This window comes from Parasphingopyxis marina, from assembly GCF_014237875.1.
Classification (GTDB): Bacteria; Pseudomonadota; Alphaproteobacteria; order Sphingomonadales; family Sphingomonadaceae; genus Parasphingopyxis; species Parasphingopyxis marina.
The window spans coordinates 317,611-334,670 of record NZ_JACJVJ010000002.1 but is presented as its reverse complement, the minus strand read 5'-3'; the positions used below and the strand labels follow the sequence as shown (position 1 = coordinate 334,670).

Sequence of the window (17,060 nt, the reverse complement as noted above, 5' to 3'; positions counted from 1 at the left end):
GTCGAAGGGGTGGAGGCCCGAGCCGGAATCGAACCGGCGTACACGGATTTGCAATCCGCTGCGTCACCACTCCGCCATCGGGCCGTCAGGGTGGAGGGCCGGGCAAATGCGCAAGCTGTGGCAATCTGTCAACCTCAACCGCACATTCGTCGAAACGGAGGCACTCGGCGCTTGGCCTCAATGGGGATAGCCGGTAGAAGGCACCGTTGACGCAGCTGTATTGCTTATATAAGACAGTTGCCGAAACGATCCGACGTTCCATGAGGTTGCAGCCCGATGAGTCACGATTTCGAAGCGATGCGGTTCGCGATGGTCGAAAGCCAGCTTCGCACGACCGCGGTCGACGATCTGCGGGTCGTCAAGGCGATGGGGCATATTCCGCGCGAAGCCTTTGTGCCGGCTGAAAAGTCCGCGCTCGCTTATGCCGATATGCTCTTGCCGCTCGGCGAAGGGCGGCGGATGAACCTGCCGATGGCGACCGGACGGTTGCTCACCGAATTGGCGCTCACGCCCGACGATCATGTTCTCGTGGTCGGGGCGGGCAGCGGCTATAGCGCCGCGTTGTGCGCCGAACTCGCGAAAAGCGTTGTCGCGCTGGAAGAAAATGCGGAAATCGCGGCCATCGGCGCCGATGCGCTGCGCGCGCTGGGCAATGTCGAGAGCGCGGCCGGTCCGCTCACCGAAGGCTGGGCGGCCGGCGCGCCCTATGACGCGATCCTCGTCGATGGCGCGGTCGAGCATCTGCCGGGAGCGATTATCGACCAGCTGGCGGATGGCGGCCGGCTTGCCGCGGCGCTGGTCGAGGACGGCATGATCCGGCTCGTTTATGGGCGCAAACAGGGCGGATCGTTCGGCGCGACCGCCTTTGCCGATGCGCTCGCTGCGGGATTGCCCGGCTTCGAACAGCCCAAGGCCTTTGTTTTCTAGGGAAGATTAATATGGCGTCCATGGCCCGAACCCTGTCGATCGGCATCGCGGCGGCTGCGCTTGCCGCGCCGCAGACGCCCGCCATGGCGGAAACGCTGCGCGAGGCGCTGCTCCTCGCCTATCAGACCAATCCGACCCTGAACGCCGCGCGCGCCGGGCAGCGCGCGACGGACGAGAATGTGCCGATTTCGCTCGCCGATGGCCGCCCCTCGGTCAACGTCAACGGATCCTATCAGGAAAATGTTCGCACCTCGGCCAACAGCTTTACCGCGCCAAGCCGGCTGGCGACCGGGACTGTCGAGGCGCAGCTGCCCATCTATCAGGGCGGAACGGTGCGCAACCGCACGCTCGCGGCACGCGACCGTGTGGAGGCCGGGCAGGCGGAATTGCGGTCGACCGAAGCCAATCTCTTCACCAATGTCGTGGCCGCCTATCTCGACGTGATCTCGAACCGCAATATCGTCGAACTCAACGAGAATCAGGTACGGGTGCTCGATACCAATTTGCAGGCGACGAGCGACCGTTTCGAAATCGGCGATCTGACACGCACCGATGTCGCGCAGGCCGAGGCGCGGCTTTCCACCGCGCGCAGCCGGCTGGAGCAGGCGGAGGCCGAGCGCCAGGCGGCCGAGGAGAATTATCTCCGCCTCGTCGGCGACTGGCCGGATACTCTGGAAGCGCCGCCGCCGCTGCCCGCTCTCCCCAACAGCCCCGACGCGGCCGAGGATATTGCGATCGTCCAGAATCCGGACCTGATCGCGGCCCAGCATCGCGTCGATGCCTCCCGCCGGGATGTCGGCGTGGCGCGCGGATCGCGGATGCCGCGGCTTTCGGCGTTCGCGCGTGGCAATTACACCAATTATCTCGATACGCTGGGCGGCGCCGTGGGCGGCCAGTTCGTGCAGGAAGAAACGACCGCGACGGTCGGCCTGCAGGCGACATTGCCGCTGTATCAGGGCGGGCGTCCAGCCGCGCAGGTTCGCCAGGCGCAGGCGCGTCAGTCCCAGGCGATGGAAACCGCGCTTGCGACCGAACGCGCCGTGGTTGCTGATGTCCGTGCCGCTTTTTCCCGCTATCGCGCGGCGCTGCAGGTGATCGAATCGACGCGCGTCGCGGTGGAAGCCAACGAATTGGCGCTGGAAGGTGTGCGCGCGGAAAATTCCGTCGGTTTGAGAACGATATTGGACATTCTTAATGCCGAGCAGGAACTGTTGAACAGCCAGGTCGACCTCGTGACCGCGCGGCGAAACGCCTATGTGGCGGGTTTCAACCTGTTGGCGGCGATGGGCCAGGCGGAAGCGGCGGATCTGGGGCTCGACGGCGGCGTCCTCTACAATGCCGCGGGAAATTACGAGCGCGTGCGCAATATCTGGTTCGATTGGGACGAAGATCCGCGCCCTGTGCCCCAATCGACACGCACGGTTGATAATCCTGAACGGGATATCGTGACAAATCCCGAAAATTAGGGCATGCCGCGCCGCATGGGCGACGTTAACCATGAACCAACGATGGAGGAGATCCTCGCTTCCATCAAAAAGATCATCGCGGAGGATGGCGATGGGCCGCTTTCCGCGCCCGAAGCCCGGCGCACGCGCGCCCGGCCGGAGCTGACCCCCGGGCCGGTTTCCGACCCCGCCGACATCGAAGACGAAGCCGGGGATGAGGACATTCTCGAGTTGACCGACCAGATGGACACGACGGATGCCGAGCCCAAAAAGCCGGCACGCGCCCAGCCCGAAATCGACGAAGTGGCGGCGCCGACCGAAGCGATCGCTTCGGAAGAAACTGTGGAAGCCAGCAAGGCCGCGCTTGCGGCGCTCTCGGCGATCGCCGCGCATCCCGGAACCGAGGGCGCTGCCGCGCTGGACGCCCATCCGCTCGAAGGCATGGTGCGCGAAATGCTGAAACCGATGCTGAAAGACTGGCTTGATGCGAACCTGCCTGCGATGGTGGAGGAAATGGTCGCGCGCGAGATTGCCAGAATCGCCGCCGGAGGAAAGTAAGCCGGCTTGCCCGCCTTCAATCATTCACCTGTTCGGTTCGCCCTGAAAAACACAGCCATCATGGCCGTTGCCGCGATGCTGGTAGCAAGCCCGGCGGCCGCGCGGCCCTTTGCACCTGAAGACCTGATCCAGCTGCGGCGGATTGGCGGTAGCAGCGTTTCGCCCGATGGGTCACAGCTCGTTTTCACGCTGAGCGAGACCGATCTTGCCGCCAATGCGCGCCGCAACGATCTCTGGCTGCTCGATCTGGAATCCGAGGGCGCGGTGCCGGTCCGTTGGCGGCCGACGCCCGATGCGAATGAGGACGCGCCCGCTTTTGCGGCAGATGGCAGCGGGATCTATTATCTGAGCGATAGCGGTGGTTCGACGCAAGTCTGGCGCGCCCCGCTAGGCGAGGGCGAGGCGCAGCAGGTGACCGACGTGGATGCCGATGTCGCTGGTTTCAGCATCGCGCCCGGCGGCGGCCGTATCGCGCTCTGGTTCGACGAGGACGTATCCTGCGAGGCAACGAGCTGTGCCGATACCGCGCCGCCCAACGATGCCGGGAGCGGGCGGACCTATGACGAAATCTTCGTGCGCCACTGGGGTAGTTGGGAGAACAGCACCCAATCGCGGCTCGTGACCTTCGAACTGGCGGACGGGCTCGCGAGCGGCGAAGGCGTGGTCGTGTCGCGCCCGCTTTCGGGCAATGTGCCGTCGCGCCCCTTCGGCGGCGGGGACCAGATCGCCTGGCATCCGACCGGCGCTTCGCTGTTCTTCACCTTGCGCGAGAGCGGCCCGGCCGAACCGACTTCGACCGATCTCGACATCTATCGTGCGCCCGCCGACGGAACCGCGCCGCCCGAACTGCTGACCGCAGACAATGAAGCGCTGGATTCGCTGCCGACACCGTCGCCGGACGGGCGCTATCTTGCTTACGTCGCTATGGCGACACCGGGCTATGAAAGCGACCGGCAGGTCCTCCAGCTGCGCGATCTCATCACCGGCGAAAGCCGCGCGCTGACCCAGGCCTGGGATCGGTCGATCGAGGCTATCGGATGGTCGGCGGATATGCAGTCGCTCTGGCTGGTCGCCAAGGACGGGCTTGAAACGGCGCTTTTTCGCTACGCGCTTACCGAGGGCACCCTCGAACGCATGACCGGTACCGAGCGCAGCGTCGGGGCCGCCTCGCCCTTGCCTGATGGAACCGTGCTCGCGACGATGGCGAGCGCGCTCGCGCCTTCGGACATCTACCGGATCGGCGCCGATGGCCGGGAAATCCCGATCACCAATGTCAATGGCGATCTGCTCGGCGATCTCGACATGCCGACGCGCACCGAATTCGCCTTCGAGGGCGCGGACGGGGATATCGTCAGCGGCCAGTTTTTCCGCCCGCCGGGCCTTGCGGAGGGCGCGCGCGCGCCGGTCGCGCTGTTCGTCCATGGCGGGCCGCAGGGCTCGTTCAGCAATGACTGGTCCTATCGCTGGAACCCGGCATTGATGGCCGCGCAGGGCTATGCCGTTGTCACCATCGATTTTCACGGCAGCACCGGATACGGCCAGGCCTTCACCGACAGCATTACCAATGACTGGGGCGGAAAGCCGCTGCGCGATCTGCAGATCGGGTTGCAGCATGTGCTCGATCGCAATCCCTGGATGGACGGCGATCGCATCTGCGCGCTGGGCGCTTCCTATGGCGGCTATATGATGAACTGGATCGAGGGCAATTGGCCCGGGCGGTTCGATTGCCTCGTCAATCACGCCGGTATCTTCGATCTTCGCCAATTCTACTATGCGACCGAGGAATTGTGGTTTCCCGAACATGATTTCGGCGGCCCGTATTTCGACCGCGAAAGCGCCTATGAGCGCTGGAACGCGGTGAGCCATGTCGAGAATTGGCGGACGCCGATGCTGGTGACGGTGGGCGAGCGCGATTTCCGAATACCCTATCCGCAGAGCCTTGGCGCCTTCACGGCGTTGCAGAGGCGGAACATACCTTCGCGGCTGCTCGTGTTTCCGGACGAAAATCACTGGATCAACAAGCCTCTTAACAGCTTGCAATGGCATCGCGAGGTATATGACTGGATCGCGCGCTGGACGGCACCGGATTCGCCGGCGCAAGAAAGGCAAGCGGGAACCGGGGAAAGTCCGTAAGGAACGATCCGGGTTGCGAGACATTGATCAAGCAACACCGACACCGGCAATTACGGAAACGGCGACAAGGCCGAAAAGGGGAGAGAGGTGAGCGAAAGCAAAATCGAAGGCCGCGGAGAGAAAATCCTGTTCGTCGAGGATCAGGAGGACGTCGCCGAAGTCGCGCAGGCGATGCTTGAGGAACTCGGCTATGCCGTGATCTATGCGCCCAATGCGCAGGCCGCGCTCGACATTCTCCAGGAGCGCGATGACATCGACCTTCTGCTGACCGATATCGTGATGCCCGGTTCGTTGAACGGCGCCGACCTCGCTTTGCGCGTGCAGGAAGAAATAGGCCTGAAGGCGGTGCTCGTCACGGGCTATGCCGACAAGGCCATCCCCTCGGACCAGTTCGATCGGTTCGACGTGATCCTGAAGCCGTTTCGCATGGAGGAACTGGGCGAGCGCGTCCGCGCCGCTCTCGATGCCAGCTAGCGGCGGAAAACGCGGTTAAAGGTCTGGATACCGCATTCCGAAAGGAACGGTTAAGGCTCGGAAAGCCGGCGAAACCTTTCGATAACATCTTGATACATCAGTCTAAAAATTGATTTTGCGGTCCGCGGCGAAGCGCGGGTGCGCGCGACGCACCGTTCGCGGCGCAAGACGAGGGAACCGGGCGGCATTCCGCGCGTTTCGGACCACATGGCTATCTTCAGCGCCCTCAGCAAAATCATCAGCAACGATGCTGCGCGTTTCGTCGCGGAATCGAAAACCATCCTGCTCGTCGACGACCAGCCGGAGGTTGGCGACACGGTCAAGGAGCTGATCGAGGAACTCGGCTATCGGGTCGTGCTCTGCTCCGAAGCGGCCAAGGCGCTCGATATCCTGGCGACGCGCTACGATATCGATCTCGTCATTGCCGATGTCGTGATGCCCGGAACATTGGGCGGACCGGATATTGCCGAGTTCGCCAAGGAAATGGCGGGCCTGAAGACGATCCTTATCAGCGGCTTCCCGCATCACCGGATGACCATCGACAGCCTCGGCCAGCACGACGTGCTGCTGAAGCCGTTTCTCGTCGAGGAGCTGAACGACCGCATCCGCACCGCGCTCGATATCGAATAGGCCGCACATAAAGCCGGTAGCGCGGCGGGAGAGGGCTTGCTAACGGCTCTCCCGTCATGACCGAGCTTCCAAAAACATTCGATCCCGCCGAAATAGAGGCGCGCTGGTATTCCCATTGGGAAGAAAAGGGCCTGTTCCGCCCCGAACGCGGTGACGCAACGCCTTTCACCATCGTCAACCCGCCGCCCAATGTGACGGGCAGCCTGCATATCGGCCATGCGCTCGATAATACACTGCAGGATATCCTGATCCGCCACCAGCGGCTGCTGGGCAAGGACGCGCTCTGGGTGGTCGGCACCGATCATGCCGGCATCGCCACGCAGATGGTCGTCGAGCGACAACTGAACGAGCAGCAGCAGAAGCGCACGGATTTTTCGCGCGAGGATTTCATCGCCAAGGTCTGGGAGTGGAAGGAAGAGAGCGGCGGCACGATCACCGGCCAGCTCCGCCGCCTTGGCTGTTCGATGGACTGGGCGAATGAGCGGTTCACGATGGACCCGGGCTTCTGCGAGGCGGTCAACAAGGTGTTCGTGGATCTGTTCAACGATGGCCTGATCTATCGCGACAAAAGGCTGGTGAACTGGGATCCGGGCCTGAAAACCGCGATTTCCGATCTCGAAGTCGAAAATACCGAGGTCAACGGCCATTTCTGGCACTTCGCCTATCCTCTGGAAGACGGCAGCGGCACGATTTTGGTCGCGACAACGCGGCCCGAGACGATGCTCGCCGATATGGCCGTCGCCGTGCACCCGAGCGACGAACGCTACACGGCTATGGTCGGCAAGATGGTGAAACTGCCGATCACCGGTCGGCTCGTCCCGATCATCACGGACGAACATGCCGACCCTGAACTGGGCAGCGGCGCGGTGAAGATCACGCCGGGGCATGATTTCAACGATTTCGAGGTCGGCAAACGCGCGGGCTTCGCGCCCGCCGACATGCTCAACATGCTCGATGCCGAGGCGAAGGTCGTGCAGACGGCGGACGGGCTGGTGCCCGACGAGTTGATCGGCATGGACCGGTTCGATGCCCGAAAGGCGATCGTCGAGATGATCGATGCCGCCGGCCATCTCCAAAGCGTCGAGGATCGCGTCGTCGTCACCCCCTATGGCGATCGCTCGAACGTCGTCATCGAGCCCTGGCTCACCGACCAATGGTATGTCGACGCGGAAACGCTGGCCGGGCCGGCCATGGCCGCCGTGCGCAATGGCGATATCGATATCGTGCCGAAAAGCTGGGAAAAGACCTTCTTCAACTGGATGGAGAATATCCAGCCCTGGTGCGTGAGCCGCCAGCTCTGGTGGGGGCATCGGATCCCGGCCTGGTATGACGAAGACGGCAACGTTTACGTCGCCCCTGACGAAGCGGCAGCACAAGAACAGGCCGGGGAGGGCGTTTCCCTCTCTCGCGATCCCGACGTCCTCGACACATGGTTCTCCTCCGCGCTCTGGCCATTCGGCACCTTGGGCTGGCCTGAGGAAACCGACGATCTCAAGCGCCACTATCCCAACGACGTCCTGATTTCCGGCTTCGATATCCTGTTCTTCTGGGATGCGCGGATGATGATGCAGGGCATCCAGTTCATGGGCGCGGCCCCGTGGAAGACGCTCTACCTCCACGGACTTGTCCGCGCGGCGGACGGGCAGAAGATGTCGAAGTCCAAGGGCAATACCGTCGATCCCTTGGGACTGATCGACCAGTACGGCGCCGACGCGCTGCGCTTTTTCATGGCAGCGATGGAAAGCCAGGGCCGCGACATCAAGATGGACGAGGGCCGGCTCGCCGGATACCGCAATTTCGCGACGAAACTGTGGAATGCCGCGCGTTTCTGCCAATCCAACGGTATCGGCGCGTCGGCAACGCTTGCCGCGCCGCCCGCCGAGCTTCCGGTCAATCGCTGGATCATCTCCGAGGTCGTCGAGACGCTGGGCAAGCTCGATACGGCGCTCGCCGAATTCCGCTTCGATGCGGCTGCAAACACCCTCTACCATTTCGTCTGGGACCGCTTCTGCGACTGGTATCTGGAACTGATCAAGCCCGCCTTTGTCGGTGACGAAAAGGGCGAGATCGACGAGGAGACCAAGATCGTCGCGGGCTGGGTGCTCGACCAGATTTTCGTCATGCTTCACCCCTTCATGCCCTTCGTCACCGAAGAGCTTTGGAACGGCATGGGCGACCGCCATTACGATCTGATCGTCGCAAAATGGCCCGATCCGCAGGTGGCGATTGACGAAGACGCCGCCAGCGAAATCGATTGGCTGATCCGCCTCGTCGGCGAAACCCGTGCGGCGCGATCCGAGCTGAACATCCCGCCCGGTGCCAAAATGCCGTTGATCGTCCGTGATGCGTCCGACCTGACCAAGGCCCGGCTTTCCAGCCAGTCCGCAGCATTGGCGCGGATGGCGCGGATCGAGAGCGTCACTGTCGATGGCGAAGCCGACGGCAGCGCCGCCCAGATTGTTGTTGATGAAGCGACCTTCGTCCTTCCGCTCGAAGGCGTGATCGATCTCGACGCTGAAAAGGCCCGGCTCGCCAAATCGCTCGAGGCCGCCGAGAAGGAAGCGATCTCGCTCGACAAGCGGCTCTCCAATCCGCAATTCGTCGAAAAGGCGAAGCCTGAAGCGGTTGAAAAGGCGCGGGCGGACCATGCGGAAAAATCAGCCGAGGCGGAACGGCTGCGGGCGGCGCTCGAACGGCTCGGCTAGCATGGCGGCGAAGCTCGATCATCTCGTCATCCTCGTCTCTTCCTATGACGAAAGCCTGCCCTGGTATGGCGCGCTGCTGCCGCTGCTCGGTTTCGAAAAGACGCGTGATCATGTCTGGGTGAACGGGCAGGGGATCGGTTTCGACGTGCGGCTCGCGGAGGAAGATGCGCGGCCCTATGAGCGGTTCGGCGCGGGCCTCAATCATATCGGGCTGGAGGTCGAGACCGTAGAGGCGCTGGAAGCCGTACGCGCGGCCATGGCGGAGGCTGGCTTCCCGGTCCCCGAAATCCAGCCTTTCGGTGAGGATCGCGCCTGCTTCTTCAAGGACCCCGATGGTTTGCGGGTCGAAGTGGGTTGGACGGCCGCGCCTTAGCCTTCGGGTGCATCTTGGGCCCAAGTCACGCCATGGCGTTGTAAAGGCCAAGCTTCTGGACATTCGGCGCGCCAGTGTCGATGGAGGCGGCGTGGCCCGGCAGCCGCATTTCACCCACGCGCGCAAACAGCAGGGAGGCGGGCAATGAACGACGTACAACGCCCCGCCGCTTCGCCGCCTCGCGGGCGTAAGGGGGATCTCACCACCGGCCCGATCGCCAAAACCCTGCTGCTGTTCGCGCTGCCCACGCTTGCCTCGAACATCCTGCAATCGCTGAACGCCACGGTGAACACCATCTGGATCGGCCATTTCCTGGGCGAGGAAGCGCTGGCGGCGACGTCCAACACCCATATCATCATGTTCCTGCTGTTCGCCGGCGTTTTCGGTTTCGGCATGGCGGCGACGATCCTCGTGGGGCAGAGTTATGGCCGCGGGGATATCGACAGCGCACGGCGCACGGTCGGCAGTTCGGTGGGGATGCTGTTGTTCGGCGCGCTGGCGATAGGCACCCTGGGCTGGACGTTCGCGCCCGAACTGCTCGCCTTTCTCGGCACGCCGGGCGAAGCGCAGCAGCTCGCCGAGGAATATCTGCGCGTCGTCCTCTTCTCTTTCCCGTTCGTGATGATCTTCGTGGTCTCGATGATGGCGCTGCGCGGGGTCGGCGATTCGATGACGCCGCTCTGGTTCATGGGGCTGGCGGTGATCCTCGATGTCGCGCTGAACCCGGTGTTTATCCTGGGCCTGGGCCCGGCGCCCGAAATGGGGATTTCGGGATCCGCGATGGCAACGGTGATCGCCAATGTCGTCGCCCTGTTCGGGATGCTCGTCTTCATCTATGCGCGCGATCTGCCGATCCGGCTGCGCGGCGCGGAATGGGCGTATCTCAAACCCGATCCGAAGCTTGCCCGGGTGATCCTTGCCAAGGGCTTGCCGATCGGCGCGCAGATGCTCGTCATATCGGGCGCCGCGTTGGCGATGATCGGGCTCATCAACCGCGAGGGCGTCCATACCGTCGCCGCCTATGGCGTCGTCCAGCAGCTGTGGAATTATGTCCAGATGCCGGCGATGGCGATCGGCGCGGCGGTGTCCGCCATGGCCGCGCAGAATATCGGCGCCGGGCGGTGGGACCGGATTGGCCGGATCACCGCTTCCGGCTTCGTTTTCAGCCTGGTCATCACATTGGGCATGTCGATCGCGATCATCCTGTTCGATCGGCCGCTTTTGAGCATGTTCGATCTCGGCACGTCCTCGCCCGCCACGCCGATCGCCGAACGGATCATGCTATTCGCCACCTGGGGGTTCGTGCTGTTCGGCATTACCATGACGGTGCTTTCCACCGTGCGCGCCAATGGTGCGGTGATCGGGCCGTTGCTGATCTTCGCGACCGCGCTGATCCCGGTGCGGATCGGCTTCGCGCTGGCGATGGAGCCCTGGCTGGGTTCGGATTCGCTGTGGCTCAGCTTTCCGGCGGGTTCGTTCGTCGCCGCGATCCTGTCGCTCGCCTATTATCGTTACGCGCCTTGGCGCAAATCCGCGCTGCTCGACAATGTCGACGGTGCCTATGCGCGCGAGGAAACCCTGGCGAGCGGCGAACAGTCCGGCCGGCTCAATCCCAGCGGGTAAATCGGGTTTCTTCGCCGGGGTGACGAGGTCGCAGTTTGAGGATAAACGCTCATCCCATGAACACGCCCGCTTATCCCGCCCTGCGCCTGCGCCGAACCCGTATGACGGCCTGGTCGCGCGCGATGGTCGCCGAAACCCGGCTCGATCCGTCGGACCTGATCTGGCCGCTCTTCGTCACCGAGGGTGAAGAGGAGGCGCCGATTGCGTCGATGCCGGGCGTATCGCGCTGGCCGGTGGAGCAGATTGCTGACCGGGCGAAGGAGGCCCGCGATGCCGGCATTCCCTGCCTCGCGCTGTTTCCCAATACGCCCCCCCCGCTGCGATCCGACAAGGGCGACGAGGCGCTCAATCCCGATAATCTGATGTGCCGCGCGATCGGCGCGATCAAGGATGCGCTCGGGCACGATATCGGCATTCTCACCGATGTCGCGCTCGATCCCTATACGGCGCACGGCCAGGACGGGCTGGTTAACCGGGATGGCGAGGTGGTGAATGACGACACCGTCTCGGTGCTCGTCGAACAGGCGCTCAACCAGGCGCAGGCCGGCGCCGATATCATCGCGCCGAGCGACATGATGGACGGCCGGGTCGGCGCGATCCGCGCTGCGCTGGAGGATGATGGCTACACCAATGTCCAGATCATGGCCTATGCCGCCAAATATGCGAGCGCCTTTTACGGCCCGTTCCGCGATGCGGTGGGGTCGGGCGGGTTGCTGAAGGGCGACAAGAAAACCTATCAGATGGATCCGGCCAATGCCGAGGAAGCGCTGCGCGAAGTGGCGCTCGATCTTGCCGAGGGCGCGGACAGCGTGATGGTGAAGCCGGGGCTCGCCTATCTCGATATCGTTGCGAAGGTGAAGGCGCGGTTCGACGTGCCGGTCTTCGCCTATCAGGTGTCGGGTGAATATGCGATGATCGAGGCTGCCGCTGCCGCCGGGGCCGGGGATCGCGAAGCGCTGGTGCTGGAGACGCTGCTGGCGTTCAAGCGGGCAGGGGTTTCCGGCGTGCTCACCTATCATGCGCTCGATGCGGCGCGCCTGCTGGGATCGTGACGGACATCGTCATCGACACGCCAAGGCTGAGCTTGCGGAACTGGAGCGACGCCGACCGCGAACCGATGTTCGCGCACTGCAATTCGCAGCCCAATGTGATGCGCTGGCTGGGCGGCGTGCAGACGCGCGAAAAGACGAACGAGATGATCGACAAGCTCCTCCGCTGGCAGGCCGATTATGGCCACAGCTTCTGGGCCGTCGAGCGCAAGGAGGATGGCGAGCTGCTCGGTTTTTGCGGGCTGAAGCGGATCGACCGCGCCTGCATCCCCGATATCGGCACGCCCGAAATCGGATGGCGGCTGCGCGAGGATGCCTGGGGGCAGGGCTATGCGCGGGAAGCCGCCGCTGCGTCGCTCGATTACGGCTTCGATACGCTCGGCATGGCATTTATCACCGCGCTGACCCTGCCCGGCAATGCGGCGTCCTGGGGCCTGATGGAACGGCTCGGCATGACGCGGCGCGAAGACCTCGATTATTATGACGAAGAGGATTGGGGGCCGAAGGTCGGCAAGGAAATCGTCTATCGCATCGCCCGCGAGGACTGGGCCCGGATTCGTCAGGAGAACGCCGCATGAAAGACGTCACCATCGTTCCGTTCAACGGCAAGACGCCGCAGATCCACGAAACCGCCTTTGTCGCGCCGGGCTGCCGCATCATCGGCGATGTCACGATCGGCGCGGGATCGTCGATCTGGTACAATTGTGTGTTGCGCGGCGATGTGAACCGGATCGTGATCGGCGAACGGTCCAACATCCAGGATGGCACCGTCGTCCATTGCGACGGCGATCATGGTCCGGAATTTCCCGGCTCTCCGATGATCATCGGCGACGATGTGCTGGTCGGCCATATGGCGATGCTTCATGGCGCGGTGCTGCACGACAAGAGCTTCGTCGGGCTCGGCGCGATCGTCATGGACGGCTGCGCGATCGAGAGCGGCGGGATGATCGCGGCGGGCGGCATGCTGACGCCGGGCAAGACGATCCTCGCGGGCGAAATGTGGGGCGGACGCCCGGCGCGCAAGATGCGCGACCTGACCCCACAGCAGCAGGCGATCAACGGCTTCGGCACCGCGCATTATGTCGAAAATGCCAAGGCTCACGCCTTGGCCGTCAGCGAGTCCTGAGCCTCCCGTTAAGCGCGTCGTAGCGCGCCGCCTGGCCGGCATGGAGCGTCGCGACCCGGTCGCGGGCGGCGGCGAGCCTCGCGGTTTCGGCGGGTTCGCCCGAAGCGGCCTGTTCTGCGAAGATCCCATCCAGTTCGCCCAGGGCCGTGGTGGTCGGGCTGCCGGCATTGCCGAGCGCCGAGATGGCAAGATTGGCCTCTATCCAGGCTTCGCTTTCGACCGCCGCATTCGATGCTGCGGCGATCGCGCTCTGGGCGGCCGGATAGGCCGCGAGAAACGCCTGTTCGCCCTGTTCTGCCTGCGCGACGAGCCCGTCGATGCGCGCGGCAAGCGCCGGATCATCGGCCGAGGGAACCGGCGCTATGGCATAGACGGGCGCATCGAGAATGCCCTCGACCGGCCGGGGCCCGAGCGATGGCGGTTCGCCTTCGGGCCCGGCGCAGGAGATGAGAGCCAGAAGGCAGGCAAGCGGGGCAAAGCGCGGTTTCATTGCATCGCTCTAGGCGGCCACGCTTTTCCCCGCAACGGGGTTGCGCGTTCCTTTCAGTGCGACTACATCGCCCCTTCCCGCGCGCCCGTAGCTCAGCTGGATAGAGTACTTGACTACGAATCAAGGGGTCGGAGGTTCGAATCCTTCCGGGCGCGCCATTTCTTCGAAAATCTAAACTTGCTTCGCCATCACCGTGCGCCACCATGGCTCGTTGGCGAGATACCAGCCAATCGTTTCGGTCAGTCCATCGTCGATTTCGTGTATCGGTCGATAGCCGAGTTCGGCCGCGATCTTGCCGGCGTCGATGGCGTAACGGCGATCATGCCCGAGCCTGTCCTCGACATGACTTTTGAGCGTCGTCGTGGGTTCACCGCGCGCTGCGGGTGCGTCGGGAAAGCGCGACGCCAGCGATGGGTCTGCGGCGAAGGCTGCATCGACGGCCGCGCAGATCCGATCGACGAGATCGATGTTGGGAAGTTCTGTCCCGCCACCGACATTATAGACCTCGCCGGCAGTCCCTCGCTCCAGGATAGCGGCAATCGCCGCACAATGATCGGCGACGTGAAGCCAGTCGCGCCGCTGCATCCCGTCGCCATAGATCGGCAGCGCCTCGCCGTGCAGCGCGTTGATGAGGAAAAGCGGGATCAGCTTTTCCGGATATTGGTAGGGGCCGTAATTGTTCGAACAGTTGGAGGTCGTAACCTCCAGCCCATAGGTGTGGTGGTAGGCTCGGACGAGATGGTCGGAGCCGGCCTTCGACGCCGAATAGGGCGAGTTAGGCGCGTATGGCGTGGTCTCGCTGAACGCCGCATCGTCGGCGCCGAGCGTACCATACACTTCGTCGGTCGAGATATGGTGAAACCGGTGCGGCTGTCCGCTGCCCGTGTCGAGCCAGGTGGCTTTGGCGGCCTTCAGCAGCGATAGCGTGCCCAGGATATTGGTTTCGACGAAGACGTCGGGGCCGTGGATGGACCGGTCGACATGGCTTTCGGCGGCGAAATGGACGATCCGGTCGATGCCGCGCTCCTCGAGAAGCGTGCGGGCGAGGTCGAAATCGCGGATATCGCCGTGGACGAAGTCGAGCCCTTCGACACTGTCTAGGCTCTCGCGGTTGCCCGCATAGGTGAGCGCATCGAGCACGATAACAGCGTCTTCCGGCCGATATGCGCGCCAGTGCCGCACGAAATTGGCGCCGATAAAGCCTGCGCCGCCGGTGACGAGTATCGCGCTCATGCCGCCGCCTTCCGCTCCGCCAGCACCCCATCGAGCTCGTCGTTCCAATCCTGCGGTGTACCGGTGATCGGCCAGGTCCCGCGGCAATCGAGCACGCTGAATGCCGGTCGAGGGGCGGGGGCGCCATAATCGGCCGCGGTCGTTGGCGTGACGGTGCATCCGTCGAGCAGGCCGAGTTCCCGGGCCTTTGCCTCGATCGCCTTGGCGAAGCCGTGCCAGCTCGTCTTCCCGGCATCGGTGAAATGGTGAATGCCGCGCGCCTCCGCGTCGAGCAGCGCCCAGATCGCGCGGGCGAGGCTTTTCGCATGGGTGGGCGTGCCCGTCTGGTCGGCGACAACCCTGATTTCGTTGCGTTCGGTCATCAGCCGCAGCATGGTATCGAGAAAATTGCGGCCATGGGCGTCATAGACCCAGGCCGAGCGGATCAGCAGGGCATCGGGATATTCCTGCACGGCCTGTTCGCCGGCCAGCTTGGAGCGGCCGTAGACGCCGAGCGGCGCGGGCCGGGCGTCGGGGCGGTAGGGCGTCGTAGCCGTCCCATCGAACACATAATCGGTCGATATATGGACGAGACGGGTGCCGGATCGGGCGCAGGCCGCGGCGATGGCGCGCGGCGCTTCCGCATTGATGCCGAAGGCTTCCTCCTCATGGGCTTCGGCGGCATCCACATCGGTATAGGCGGCAGCATTGATCGCGGCCTGGGCCTGCTCGCTCGCGATCAGCGCCGTGAGCGCTGCGGTATCGGTAATGTCGAGCGCGTTCCGGTCCAGCGCCAGCAGGTCGCATCCCTCGGGCATCGTTGCGGTGAGGGCATGGCCGATCTGGCCGGCGGCGCCGAGGAGGAGAATCTTCACGGGTACAGCTCGGCTTCGGCGAAAGGCACGCCCTGCGCATCCTTGCCCGAGAGCGACGGGTCGCCGTCCAGCGGCCAGCCGATACCGATATCGGGGTCGTTCCAGAGGATCGTGCGCTCATGCTCGGGTGCATAATAGGCGGTGCATTTATACTGGAAGTCGGCTTCGTCGGAGAGCGTCAGAAAGCCATGGCCGCAGCCCGGCGGCACCCAGAGCATCAGCCGGTTGTCTTCGCTGAGCTCATGGCCGGTCCATTGCCCGAAGCTTGGCGAGGAACGGCGCAGGTCGACCGCGACGTCGAACACCGCGCCGCGCGTCGCACGCACCAGTTTTCCCTGCGGTTGCTGGATCTGATAATGGATGCCGCGCAGCACGCCCTTGGCAGAACGGCTGTGATTGTCCTGCACGAACGGACCCGCGATACCCGCCTCGGCATAGACATCCTGCCGCCAGCTTTCGTAGAAGAAGCCGCGATCGTCGCCATGGATCTGCGGTTCGATCAGCAGCACGCCCTGGACGGCGGTTTGCGAAACCTTCATGCGCCTTCGCCGTCCGCGATCTTCAGAAGATAGTCGCCATAGCCGCTGCGTTCGAGCGTGGTGCCGAGATCGCGGAGTTGGCTGCGGTCGATAAAGCCCTTTCGCCAGGCGATTTCTTCGGGGCAGCAGATCTTCGTGCCCTGCCGTTCTTCGACGATGCGCACGAACTGTCCGGCATCGGCGAGCGCGGCATGGGTGCCGGTATCGAGCCAGGCGAAGCCGCGCCCCATCGCTTCGACCGCAAGCGCGCCTTCCTCCAGGTAGCGCCGGTTCAAGTCGGTGATCTCAAGCTCGCCACGTTTGGAAGGCGTGAGCGAACGAGCCAGTTCGGGTGCACGGCCGTCGTAGAAATAGAGCCCCGTCACCGCATAGTTGGATTTCGGCTTTTCGGGCTTTTCGTCGATGCTTTCGGCAACGCCGTTCGCGTCGAAGGAAACGACGCCGTAGGCACCGGGATTGTTGACCGAATAGCTGAAGATGGTTGCGCCTTCGGTGCGGCCGTCCGCGGAGTTGAGCAAGTGTTCCAGTCCATGGCCGAAAAAGATGTTGTCGCCCAGGATCAGCGCCGAGGGTTCGCCGCCGACGAACTCCTCGCCGATCAGATAGGCCTGCGCCAGGCCCTTGGGCTCGGGCTGGACCGCATAGCTGAGGCGGATGCCCCACTGCGAGCCATCGCCCAGCAGCTTTTCGAACAGGGGCGCATCGCCGGGCGTGGTGATGATCAATATGTCGGCGATACCCGCGAGCATCAGCGTGCTCAGCGGATAATAGATCATCGGCTTGTCATGGACCGGCATCAGCTGTTTCGAAATCGAGATTGTCAGCGGATGCAGCCTCGTGCCCGATCCGCCCGCAAGAATGATGCCTTTCCGCATGCCGTAACCTGCTCCAATCCTTGCCC

17 protein-coding genes and 2 tRNA genes are annotated in these 17,060 nt (G+C 63.8%); 13 read left to right on the top strand and 6 right to left on the bottom strand.

The features are described from left to right. Positions 1–10: 10 nt before the first annotated feature. A tRNA-Cys gene (locus H6P80_RS10375) sits at positions 11–84 on the bottom strand. 192 nt (positions 85–276) lie between these two features. Here H6P80_RS10375 and H6P80_RS10370 point away from each other — a divergent pair. From H6P80_RS10370 to H6P80_RS10315, 12 genes are all read left to right on the top strand, one after another. Further along, complete coding sequence (locus tag H6P80_RS10370; protein WP_185801313.1) at positions 277–927, top strand: protein-L-isoaspartate O-methyltransferase family protein; 651 nt, start codon at positions 277–279, stop codon at positions 925–927. Positions 928–938: 11 nt separating this feature from the next. After that, positions 939–2,393: a TolC family outer membrane protein gene (locus H6P80_RS10365; protein WP_235973862.1), complete on the top strand. Its 1,455-nt coding sequence runs from the start codon at positions 939–941 to the stop codon at positions 2,391–2,393. Between the two features lie 15 nt (positions 2,394–2,408). Further along, on the top strand, positions 2,409–2,930 hold the full coding sequence (locus H6P80_RS10360) for a DUF2497 domain-containing protein (protein ID WP_185801312.1): 522 nt from the start codon (positions 2,409–2,411) through the stop codon (positions 2,928–2,930). 60 nt (positions 2,931–2,990) lie between these two features. Beyond that, the gene (locus tag H6P80_RS10355; protein WP_185801311.1) at positions 2,991–5,063 is read left to right on the top strand and encodes a S9 family peptidase; all 2,073 of its coding nucleotides are present in this window, start codon (positions 2,991–2,993) and stop codon (positions 5,061–5,063) included. An 87-nt stretch (positions 5,064–5,150) separates the two neighbouring features. Continuing rightward, positions 5,151–5,537 (top strand): response regulator, encoded by a 387-nt coding sequence (locus H6P80_RS10350; RefSeq protein ID WP_185801310.1) that lies wholly within the window; start codon positions 5,151–5,153, stop codon positions 5,535–5,537. A 207-nt stretch (positions 5,538–5,744) separates the two neighbouring features. Next, positions 5,745–6,167, top strand: coding sequence for a response regulator (locus tag H6P80_RS10345; RefSeq protein WP_185801309.1), 423 nt, complete (start codon positions 5,745–5,747; stop codon positions 6,165–6,167). Positions 6,168–6,223: 56 nt separating this feature from the next. Continuing rightward, positions 6,224–8,872 carry a valine--tRNA ligase gene (locus tag H6P80_RS10340; protein WP_185801308.1) on the top strand — a complete coding sequence of 883 codons (2,649 nt, stop codon included), beginning with the start codon at positions 6,224–6,226 and terminating at the stop codon, positions 8,870–8,872. 1 nt (position 8,873) lies between these two features. Then, positions 8,874–9,245: a VOC family protein gene (locus tag H6P80_RS10335; RefSeq protein ID WP_185801307.1), complete on the top strand. Its 372-nt coding sequence runs from the start codon at positions 8,874–8,876 to the stop codon at positions 9,243–9,245. A gap of 144 nt (positions 9,246–9,389) precedes the next feature. Further along, positions 9,390–10,868: an MATE family efflux transporter gene (locus H6P80_RS10330; RefSeq protein WP_185801306.1), complete on the top strand. Its 1,479-nt coding sequence runs from the start codon at positions 9,390–9,392 to the stop codon at positions 10,866–10,868. A 56-nt stretch (positions 10,869–10,924) separates the two neighbouring features. Continuing rightward, positions 10,925–11,920, top strand: coding sequence for a porphobilinogen synthase (gene hemB / locus H6P80_RS10325; protein WP_185801305.1), 996 nt, complete (start codon positions 10,925–10,927; stop codon positions 11,918–11,920). Further along, complete coding sequence (locus H6P80_RS10320; protein ID WP_328804987.1) at positions 11,917–12,495, top strand: GNAT family N-acetyltransferase; 579 nt, start codon at positions 11,917–11,919, stop codon at positions 12,493–12,495. Before hemB ends, H6P80_RS10320 begins: the two co-directional genes overlap by 4 nt. Further along, on the top strand, positions 12,492–13,043 hold the full coding sequence (locus H6P80_RS10315) for a gamma carbonic anhydrase family protein (RefSeq protein ID WP_185801304.1): 552 nt from the start codon (positions 12,492–12,494) through the stop codon (positions 13,041–13,043). The genes H6P80_RS10320 and H6P80_RS10315 overlap by 4 nt, the downstream gene beginning before the upstream one ends. Here H6P80_RS10315 and H6P80_RS10310 read toward each other — a convergent pair. Continuing rightward, positions 13,030–13,533: a hypothetical protein gene (locus H6P80_RS10310; RefSeq protein ID WP_185801303.1), complete on the bottom strand. Its 504-nt coding sequence runs from the start codon at positions 13,531–13,533 to the stop codon at positions 13,030–13,032. The genes H6P80_RS10315 and H6P80_RS10310 overlap by 14 nt on opposite strands. 81 nt (positions 13,534–13,614) lie before the next feature. Here H6P80_RS10310 and H6P80_RS10305 point away from each other — a divergent pair. Next, positions 13,615–13,691: transfer RNA gene (locus H6P80_RS10305), tRNA-Arg, on the top strand. Between the two features lie 13 nt (positions 13,692–13,704). On the opposite strand, the gene rfbB is transcribed toward H6P80_RS10305, so the two are convergent. From rfbB to rfbA, 4 genes are read right to left on the bottom strand one after another with little or no spacing between them, the layout of a single operon-like run. After that, entirely contained in the window at positions 13,705–14,766 is a 1,062-nt protein-coding gene (gene rfbB / locus H6P80_RS10300) for a dTDP-glucose 4,6-dehydratase (RefSeq protein WP_185801302.1), read from the bottom strand. Then, a complete protein-coding gene (rfbD, locus tag H6P80_RS10295) occupies positions 14,763–15,620 on the bottom strand; it encodes a dTDP-4-dehydrorhamnose reductase (RefSeq protein ID WP_185801301.1) in 858 nt (285 codons plus the stop codon). The genes rfbB and rfbD overlap by 4 nt, the downstream gene beginning before the upstream one ends. Beyond that, entirely contained in the window at positions 15,617–16,159 is a 543-nt protein-coding gene (rfbC, locus tag H6P80_RS10290; RefSeq protein ID WP_185801300.1) for a dTDP-4-dehydrorhamnose 3,5-epimerase, read from the bottom strand. Before rfbC ends, rfbD begins: the two co-directional genes overlap by 4 nt. Continuing rightward, complete coding sequence (gene rfbA / locus H6P80_RS10285; RefSeq protein WP_185801299.1) at positions 16,156–17,034, bottom strand: glucose-1-phosphate thymidylyltransferase RfbA; 879 nt, start codon at positions 17,032–17,034, stop codon at positions 16,156–16,158. Before rfbA ends, rfbC begins: the two co-directional genes overlap by 4 nt. Between the last annotated feature and the right edge of the window lie 26 nt (positions 17,035–17,060).

Coding starts and splice junctions, on each gene's coding strand:
- H6P80_RS10355 (WP_185801311.1), top strand. CDS start 2,991: ATGGCCGTTGCCGCGATGCTGGTAGCAAGCCCGGCGGCCGCGCGGCCC.
- H6P80_RS10365 (WP_235973862.1), top strand. CDS start 939: ATGGCGTCCATGGCCCGAACCCTGTCGATCGGCATCGCGGCGGCTGCG.
- H6P80_RS10340 (WP_185801308.1), top strand. CDS start 6,224: ATGACCGAGCTTCCAAAAACATTCGATCCCGCCGAAATAGAGGCGCGC.
- H6P80_RS10330 (WP_185801306.1), top strand. CDS start 9,390: ATGAACGACGTACAACGCCCCGCCGCTTCGCCGCCTCGCGGGCGTAAG.
- hemB (WP_185801305.1), top strand. CDS start 10,925: ATGAACACGCCCGCTTATCCCGCCCTGCGCCTGCGCCGAACCCGTATG.
- rfbC (WP_185801300.1), bottom strand. CDS start 16,159: ATGAAGGTTTCGCAAACCGCCGTCCAGGGCGTGCTGCTGATCGAACCG.
- H6P80_RS10345 (WP_185801309.1), top strand. CDS start 5,745: ATGGCTATCTTCAGCGCCCTCAGCAAAATCATCAGCAACGATGCTGCG.
- rfbA (WP_185801299.1), bottom strand. CDS start 17,034: ATGCGGAAAGGCATCATTCTTGCGGGCGGATCGGGCACGAGGCTGCAT.
- rfbB (WP_185801302.1), bottom strand. CDS start 14,766: ATGAGCGCGATACTCGTCACCGGCGGCGCAGGCTTTATCGGCGCCAAT.
- H6P80_RS10310 (WP_185801303.1), bottom strand. CDS start 13,533: ATGAAACCGCGCTTTGCCCCGCTTGCCTGCCTTCTGGCTCTCATCTCC.
- H6P80_RS10370 (WP_185801313.1), top strand. CDS start 277: ATGAGTCACGATTTCGAAGCGATGCGGTTCGCGATGGTCGAAAGCCAG.
- H6P80_RS10335 (WP_185801307.1), top strand. CDS start 8,874: ATGGCGGCGAAGCTCGATCATCTCGTCATCCTCGTCTCTTCCTATGAC.
- H6P80_RS10360 (WP_185801312.1), top strand. CDS start 2,409: ATGGGCGACGTTAACCATGAACCAACGATGGAGGAGATCCTCGCTTCC.
- H6P80_RS10315 (WP_185801304.1), top strand. CDS start 12,492: ATGAAAGACGTCACCATCGTTCCGTTCAACGGCAAGACGCCGCAGATC.